Genomic DNA, 6,059 nt, shown 5'->3' with positions numbered 1-6,059 from the left:
GCCGCCTCCGCCCCGACCCGCGGCCCCGGCGCGTCCTGCTCCGGTCATGACCTCCCTCACCAAGTTCGCGGACCCCGACGCCGGGACATCCGATGCGTCCGGAGCCGGCGCGCCCGGCTCCGACGGCTGACGGGCACCGGCGCCGGTGCCGTTCTGGGGGGAGCTGCTCGTCGCGGCCGTCGTTCTCGTCGGCCTGATCGGAATCGTCGTCCCCGTCCTGCCCGGGACGCTGCTCATCGCGGTCGCCCTGTTCGTGTGGGCGCTGGTGGTCGGGGGCTGGGCATGGTCGGTGTTCGCGGTCGCACTGCTGGCGCTGGCTGTCGGCGAGGTCGTCAAGTACCTCGTGGCGGGCCGATCGCTGCGGTCGGACGGGATCCCCAACCGGACGGTGATGGTCGGCGGGCTCGTCGGCATCGTCGGCTTCTTCGTGGTACCCGTCATCGGCCTGCTGCTCGGTTTCGTCGTGGGCGCCCTTGCCGCAGAGCTCGTGCGCACCCAGAGCGCCGGGCAGGCATGGCGTGGTGCGGTCGCGGCTCTCAGGGCGGCGGTGAAGACCATCGGCATCGAGTTGCTCTTTGCCCTCGTCGCGACCGCGATCTGGATCGGCGGCGCCTTCGCCTGGTGAGACCGCCGCGTTCGGCAGATCTGCGCGAAAGTGGCTTCACCGCATCCGATCTCGTGCGAGAATGGCGGCCGTGCGCATCGGGATGACGATGCCCGTGATGGAGCCCGGCCTCGACGCCGAGACGCTCCACGCTTGGGCCACCACCATCGACGACGGCCCGTTCAGCTCCCTGTGCTGGGGTGAGCGCATCGCGTTCGACAACCCCGAGTGCCTGACCTTCCTGGGCGCGCTGGCCGCGTGGACGCGGCGGGTGCCGCTGGTGATGACCGTCGTCGTGCCGCAGCTCCACGATCCGGTGATGCTGGCGAAGTCGCTCGCGACCGGAGACCTGTTGTCGCAGGGGCGCTTGACGGTGGCGCTCGGCGTCGGCGGGCGCCATGAGGACTACCACGCGGTGGGCGCCGATCCGTCGACGCAGACCATGCGGCAACTCGCCGAGCGGGCCGAGACCATGAAACGGGTGTGGGCGGGGGAGAAACTCACCGAATCGGTGCTCCCCGTGGGACCCCCGCCGTTCCGGGACGGCGGACCGTCGCTGCACATCGGGACCACCGGGCCCAAGACGATCCGCAGCGCCGCGCGGTGGGCGGACGGCGTCGCCGGTGTCACCCTCGATCTCGACCTGCGCAAGCAGTCGGAGCTGTTCGACGTCGCGCGGTCGGCGTGGGCCGAGGCGGGCCGCGAGGCACCACATCTCGCGACGTCGTTCTGGTTCGCCATCGGGGAGGGCGACGCCCCGCGCGCCCAGGTCACCCGCCACCTGCACCACTACATGAACTGGATTCCGTCGGAGTTCGTCGACGCCATCGCGCCGACGATCGGGTGGGCGGGCACCGACTCCGAACTGGCCGAGGTCCTGCGCCGATTCGCCGACATCGGCACCGACGAGGTGCATCTCATCCCGACGAGCACCGATCTCGAGCAGCTCCGGCGGGCCGCGGACGTCGCGGCGGAGTTCACCTGATTCCTGCCGCCTACCGGGCCGGCGACTCCTCGGCCTCGGCGGGGCGCAGCGTCGAACGCAGGTGCCGGATGGCGTCGTCGAGTCGGTTCACCGCGGGATCGTCCGACAGGGACGACGGATCCGTGGGGGGCGTGCTGACGGCGTTCACCGACGCCGGCTCGCGTGGATTCCCCACGACCCAGTTCCTCGAGTTCCCTGGCGAGCTCCGAAAGGCGCCCCGCCGCCGTGGAATCCAGCGGCATGGCCGACGCGGCGGTGATCGCGTCGGCGATGCTCTCCGCCGTCGCCATCACCGGAATCCACGCCCACGACTCGGCGCCCGCGGGCGGAGGCTCGGAGAGTGCACGCTGCAGCGTCACCCGGGCATCCGACAACTGGTGGTAGGTCTGCAGTCGCCGTGCGGAGACGGTCTCCTCGGGCGCCTGCGCCGCGACGTCGCGGGCATAGCCGGCCAGCGACCCGAGCACCGCGACGAAGATCGGTCCGATCCGCGCGTGGCGCGCCGACGGCCACGGGAGGTAACCGAGCACGACGACGACGAGCGCGCCGACGCCCGTGTTGATCATGCGTTCGGCCGCGAGATCGAGGACCGACGTGTCGTGGGTGCGCACCAGATCGAGCGTGAACAGGATGACTGGGGTGAGGAAGAGCGTCTGGTAGAGGTAGGAGCGCCCCATCGCCCACGGCATACGAGCGGCGAAGACACCCACCGCGCAGGCGATCTCGATCGGGCGGTCGATGACGACGCCGAGCATGGTCACACCGAGCGCGCCGAGGATCGTTCCGATGCAGCGGTTGACCGCCCGGGAGAAGATCGACCCGAGATCGGGTTTCATCACCATGGCGACGGTCAGCGGGACCCAGTACGGATGGCCGACCGGCATGGAGAAGCAGGCGACGTAGGCGACGCAGATGCACAGTGCGAAGCGTCCGGCGGATCCGATGAGTTCGTTGCCCGGCCTACGTGAGGCGGCGTAGCGGTGGACGGTTTCGTGCCACAGCCACTCCTTCCGGTGTGCACTCATCCTGGAGCGGGACGGGCACGGTAGTTTTCATCTGTGACCTCACCGAAGACCGGAGACAACGGGCTCATCCGGCTCTGCGTCCTGGCGGTTGTCGCGGGGTGCGTGACCGGTGTCCTGGGCGGGGCCTTCCGCTGGTGCCTCGACCACCTCACGCGCTGGCGCCTGGAGATGCTCGACTGGTCACTCGGACTCGGAATCCCGGGCTGGTTCGTTCCCGTTGCGGTGACGGCCACCGGGGCGGCAATCGGTGCATTCGTCGCGAAACTCGTGCCGGTGTCGGCCGGTAGCGGAATCCAGCACGTCGAGGCGGTCGACCGCGGGGAGACCGGACCTGCACCGCTCCGCGTGATCCCGGCCCGGTTCTTCGGCGGTCTGGTCGCGATCGGGTCGGGCCTCATCCTCGGCCGCGAGGGGCCGACCGTCCACATGGGCGCCGTGGTCGGGTCGGGGACCGCGCGGCGGGTCCACCTCGACGACCACGACGCCCGCGTCATGCAGACCGCCCTCAGCGGCGCGGGACTGGCCGTCGCGTTCACCGCTCCGCTGGCCGGTGCGCTGTTCGCGCTCGAAGAGGTCGCCAAGACGTTCCGGATGCGACTGGTGATCCCCACCGTGTTCGCGGTGGCCGTCGCCGTGGCGGTCGCGCGCGTCATCCTCGGCGACCGGCCGGATTTCATCGTCGAGGCGGTCGAGTCACCGTCCATCACCCTGCTGCCGGTCTTCGTGGTGTTCGGGCTCATCAGCGGGGTGATCGGCATCGCCTACGGCCGGACCGTCCTCGGCGCCATCGCGCTGGTGCGACGATTCACCCACATACCCCGGATCGCGAAGGCCGCGATCATCGGCGGGTTCATCGGCGCCCTGATGGTCATCGACTCGGGTGCCGCCGGCGGCGGGGAGGGACTGGCGCAGAGCATCTTCGACGGTTCGGTCGTTCTTCCGATCGTCGTCCTGCTGCTGGTCGTGCGCTTCTTCGCCGGGCCCTTGTCATATGCGGCGGGCACTCCGGGCGGTCTGTTCGCGCCGATGCTCGCACTCGGTGCCCTGTGGGGCGTGTTGTTCGCGGCGGGGTTCGAAGTGTTCCTGCCGCAGACGGATCCGACCCTGCGTGACGCGTTGATCCTCACCGGCATGGCCGCGCTGTTCGGCGCGGTGGTTCGGGCGCCGCTGACCGGCATGGTGGTGGTCATGGAGATGAGCGCGACGACGGCCGTGGTCATACCCATGCTGGCCGCGACCGCGGCCGCGGTGCTCGTGGCCCAGCTGTCGGGCACGCCGCCGGTCTACGACTCGCTGCGGGAGTTGATGCTCGCCGACGACGCCGCGCGCAAGAAGGCGTCGGAGAACGATCCCGGGCCGAAGGGTTCCGGGCCGAAGGGTTCCGGGGAGCAGGACCCGGGTGAGAAGGCGCCGGGGGCGAAGGGGCCGGGGGAAAAGGACTCGGGAGAAAAGAACGCGGACGAGAGGGATTCGGACGAGAAGGATTCGCACGACGGCGACTCGACCCCCTGAGACGTGGTCGTCTCACCGACCCCGCGTGTGCGCGTCGAGGGGGACGATGAGCGGTCCGCCCGACACCGGGTCGGTCATCACGTGCGCGCGCAACCCGAACGCCTCGTCGAGGAGTTCGGGGCCGATGACCTTCGACGGCGAGCCGGACATGACGATCGCGCCATCCTTCATGACGACCAGCGAATCGCTGTAGCGGGCGGCGAGATTGAGATCGTGCAAGACCATCACGACGGTCTTGCCGTGGTCGTCGCGCAACCTGCGGACGAGGTCGAGGACGTCGATGGAGTGCGCGAGGTCGAGGTAGGTGGTCGGCTCGTCGAGCAGGATGAGGTCGGTGCCCTGGGCGAGGGTCAGCGCGATCCACACCCGCTGCCGCTGGCCGCCCGAGAGCGCGTCGAGCGTGCGGTCGGCGAGTTCGAGGGTGTCGGTCATCGCCATCGCCTCGGCGATCGCGGCCTCGTCGTCGGCGGTGGCCTGCTGGTACCAGCGCTGATGCGGGTGGCGTCCGCGGGCGACGAGGTCCGCGACGGTCAGGCCCTCCGGGGCGATCGGGTTCTGCGGCAGGATCGCCAGCGTCCGGGCCACCTGCCTCGGACGGATCTGCGTGATGTCCTCGCCGTCGAGATACACGGTGCCGGCCCTGGGCGGCAGGAGTCGGGCCAGGCACCGCAGGAGCGTCGACTTGCCGCACCCGTTGGAGCCGATGATGGTGGTGACCTCGCCGTCGGGGATCTCGATGTCGAGGTCGTCGATCACCACGCGCTGGTCATAGCCGACGGTCAGGCCGACGCCGCGCAGGCGCGCGGTCCGTGTGCCGGCGGCTTCGGTGGGGGACGAGGTCATACGGTCGCCTTCCGGGACATCATGATCATCAGGTAGATGAGGAACGGTCCGCCGATCGCCGCGGTCACGATCCCGACGGGAAGACCGCCGGGCAACACGGTGCGGCACAACAGGTCTCCGCCGAGGACCAGCGACGCGCCGACCAGGCCGGACAGCAGCGGGGTGGGCACGGCGGTGCCGGCCAGGCGCAGGGCGATCTGCGGTGCGAGCAGGGCGACGAAGGCGATGGGGCCGGCCGCCGACACGCACAGCGCGCTGACGAGGACCGCCGTCAGCAGCAGCGTCGTCGACACCGCACCGGTGCGGACGCCCAGGCCCCGCGCGAGGTCGGGACCGAGGCCGAGCATCCCGATCTGCCGGGACAGGACGATCACCACGACGACGCCGACCGCGACCCCGCCCACCACGGGCCACACGTTCGACCACCCGACGTTGGCAACGGAGCCGACCAGCCACACCTGTGCCCGGCCGACGTCGCGGATGTCGGCGCGGGTGAGCAGGAAGTTGGTGATCGCCTGCAGCATCCACGTCATGCCCACGCCGATCAGCACCAGACGGAACGGGTTGATGCCGTGGTTGGCCGCGCGGCCCGGCCAGGCGAGGACGTACATGACCGCAGCGGTCAGCACTCCGCCCAGCATCGCCGACGCCGGGACGCCCAGATCGCCGAGCCAGGCGCCCCAACCGGTGGTCGAGAAGGCGATCGCCGAGACCGCTGCCGCGCTCGCGCCGGCCGTGATGCCCAGCATGTCGGGGGTGGCCAGGGGATTCTGGGAGATCAGCTGGGTGAGTGAACCCGACATGCCCAGCCCGATGCCGACCAGGAGGCCGACGAGTGCGCGGGGCAGCGCGACGTCGAAGACCACCACGTTCTCCACGCGGGTGCCGCCGCCGAGCAGGATGCGCGCGACGTCGACCGGGGTGAGCGGGTAGTCGCTGACGCCGACCCCGGTGAGGAAGAGCACGACCGCGAGGGCCGCGGCCGCGAGCGTGACGACGAGCATGCGCGGACGGACGACGAAGGACGCGGGACCGACCGCGATGCGGTAGCCGCCGGGGTGCGGTGCCATGATCGGGCTCTCGGACGCGC

At 70.7% G+C, this 6,059-nt stretch carries 5 protein-coding genes and 1 pseudogene; 3 read left to right on the top strand and 3 right to left on the bottom strand.

What is annotated here, in order from left to right; genetic code table 11:
- Positions 1-145 precede the first annotated feature (145 nt).
- Together GP2_RS19435 and GP2_RS19430 are read left to right on the top strand one after the other, a co-directional pair.
- A complete protein-coding gene (locus tag GP2_RS19435; RefSeq protein WP_006902309.1) occupies positions 146-625 on the top strand; it encodes a DUF456 domain-containing protein in 480 nt (159 codons plus the stop codon).
- A 61-nt stretch (positions 626-686) separates the two neighbouring features.
- Positions 687-1,589, top strand: a complete 903-nt coding sequence (locus GP2_RS19430; RefSeq protein ID WP_006902308.1) for an LLM class flavin-dependent oxidoreductase — start codon at positions 687-689, stop codon at positions 1,587-1,589.
- 335 nt (positions 1,590-1,924) lie between these two features.
- Here GP2_RS19430 and GP2_RS22350 read toward each other — a convergent pair.
- Positions 1,925-2,614 (bottom strand): annotated as a pseudogene (locus GP2_RS22350) (FUSC family protein); the annotation flags it as partial.
- A 33-nt stretch (positions 2,615-2,647) separates the two neighbouring features.
- On the opposite strand from GP2_RS22350, the gene GP2_RS19425 reads away from it, so the two are divergent.
- Positions 2,648-4,126, top strand: coding sequence for a ClC family H(+)/Cl(-) exchange transporter (locus GP2_RS19425; protein WP_006902304.1), 1,479 nt, complete (start codon positions 2,648-2,650; stop codon positions 4,124-4,126).
- Positions 4,127-4,138: 12 nt separating this feature from the next.
- Here the strand turns inward: GP2_RS19425 and GP2_RS19420 are convergent, their stop codons facing one another.
- A complete protein-coding gene (locus GP2_RS19420) occupies positions 4,139-4,969 on the bottom strand; it encodes an ABC transporter ATP-binding protein (protein WP_006902303.1) in 831 nt (276 codons plus the stop codon).
- Entirely contained in the window at positions 4,966-6,039 is a 1,074-nt protein-coding gene (locus GP2_RS19415) for a FecCD family ABC transporter permease (RefSeq protein WP_040527517.1), read from the bottom strand. The genes GP2_RS19420 and GP2_RS19415 overlap by 4 nt, the downstream gene beginning before the upstream one ends.
- Positions 6,040-6,059: the final 20 nt, after the last annotated feature.

The organism is Gordonia paraffinivorans NBRC 108238 (genome assembly GCF_000344155.1).
GTDB classification, from domain to species: domain Bacteria; phylum Actinomycetota; class Actinomycetes; order Mycobacteriales; family Mycobacteriaceae; genus Gordonia; species Gordonia paraffinivorans.
The sequence above is the reverse complement of the archived record's forward strand: the minus strand, read 5'-3'. Positions and strand labels throughout refer to the sequence as shown.

Excerpts from the sequence above, each read along its gene's own strand:
- GP2_RS19430 (WP_006902308.1), top strand. The coding sequence starts at position 687 with ATGGCGGCCGTGCGCATCGGGATGACGATGCCCGTGATGGAGCCCGGC.
- GP2_RS19420 (WP_006902303.1), bottom strand. The coding sequence starts at position 4,969 with ATGACCTCGTCCCCCACCGAAGCCGCCGGCACACGGACCGCGCGCCTG.
- GP2_RS19415 (WP_040527517.1), bottom strand. The coding sequence starts at position 6,039 with ATGGCACCGCACCCCGGCGGCTACCGCATCGCGGTCGGTCCCGCGTCC.